The organism is Paenibacillus sp. OK076, assembly GCF_900110055.1.
Lineage (GTDB): Bacteria > Bacillota > Bacilli > Paenibacillales > Paenibacillaceae > Paenibacillus.
In genome coordinates, this window is the sequence record NZ_FOCH01000018.1 from 1 (window position 1) to 1,715 (window position 1,715).

Genomic DNA, 1,715 nt, shown 5'->3' on the forward strand with positions numbered 1-1,715 from the left:
TATAACCTGCATATCTTGGATAAGCCCTCGACCGATTAGTACTGGTCAGCTCCATGCATTGCTGCACTTCCACCCCCAGCCTATCTACCTCGTCGTCTTCAAGGGGTCTTACATACTGGGAAATCTCATCTTGAGGGGGGCTTCACGCTTAGATGCTTTCAGCGCTTATCCCTTCCGTACATAGCTACCCAGCGGTGCTCCTGGCGGAACAACTGGTACACCAGCGGTACGTCCATCCCGGTCCTCTCGTACTAAGGACAGCTCCTCTCAAATTTCCTACGCCCACGACAGATAGGGACCGAACTGTCTCACGACGTTCTGAACCCAGCTCGCGTACCGCTTTAATGGGCGAACAGCCCAACCCTTGGGACCTACTTCAGCCCCAGGATGCGATGAGCCGACATCGAGGTGCCAAACCTCCCCGTCGATGTGGACTCTTGGGGGAGATAAGCCTGTTATCCCCAGGGTAGCTTTTATCCGTTGAGCGATGGCCCTTCCATGCGGTACCACCGGATCACTAAGCCCGACTTTCGTCCCTGCTCGACTTGTAGGTCTCGCAGTCAAGCTCCCTTATGCCTTTGCACTCTTCGAATGATTTCCAACCATTCTGAGGGAACCTTTGGGCGCCTCCGTTACTCTTTAGGAGGCGACCGCCCCAGTCAAACTGCCCACCTGACACTGTCCCCGCACCGGATTACGGTACCAGGTTAGAACCTAGATACGATCAGGGTGGTATCCCAACGGTGCCTCCACACAAGCTGGCGCTCATGTTTCAAAGGCTCCCACCTATCCTGTACAGATCGTACCCAAATTCAATATCAAGCTGCAGTAAAGCTCCATGGGGTCTTTCCGTCTTGTCGCGGGTAACCTGCATCTTCACAGGTATTAAAATTTCACCGGATCTCTCGTTGAGACAGCGCCCAAGTCGTTACGCCATTCGTGCGGGTCAGAATTTACCTGACAAGGAATTTCGCTACCTTAGGACCGTTATAGTTACGGCCGCCGTTTACTGGGGCTTCGGTTCACAGCTTCGGATTGCTCCTAACCGCTCCCCTTAACCTTCCAGCACCGGGCAGGCGTCAGCCCGTATACTTCGCCTTACGGCTTCGCACAGACCTGTGTTTTTGCTAAACAGTCGCTTGGGCCTTTTCACTGCGGCCCCCTCGTGCTATTCACACTACCGGGGCACCCCTTCTCCCGAAGTTACGGGGTCATTTTGCCGAGTTCCTTAACGAGAGTTCTTCCGCGCGCCTTAGAATTCTCTTCTCGCCTACCTGTGTCGGTTTGCGGTACGGGCACCATCACCTGGCTAGAGGCTTTTCTTGGCAGTGTGAGATCATGACCTTCGCTACTATAATTTTCGCTCCCCATCACAGCCCAGCCTTACGATGTGCGGATTTGCCTACACATCAGCCTCACTGCTTAGACGGACATCCATCAGTCCGCGTCACTACCCTGCTGCGTCCCCCCATTGCTCATAACGGCTTACGGTGGTACAGGAATTTCGACCTGTTGTCCTTCGACTACGCCTTTCGGCCTCGCCTTAGGTCCCGACTTACCCTGAGCGGACGAGCCTTCCTCAGGAACCCTTAGGCTTTCGGCGGATCAGATTCTCACTGATCTTTTCGTTACTCATACCGGCATTCTCACTTGTATAATGTCCAGCGCTCCTTACGGTACACCTTCAACCCTTATACAACGCTCCCCTACCCCTG

Annotated in this window: 1 rRNA gene; it reads right to left on the bottom strand. The window is 54.2% G+C overall.

Going from position 1 to position 1,715, the window contains the following annotated elements:
- Positions 1–15: 15 nt before the first annotated feature.
- A 23S ribosomal RNA gene (locus tag BMY78_RS32440) occupies positions 16–1,715 on the bottom strand; the annotation flags it as partial.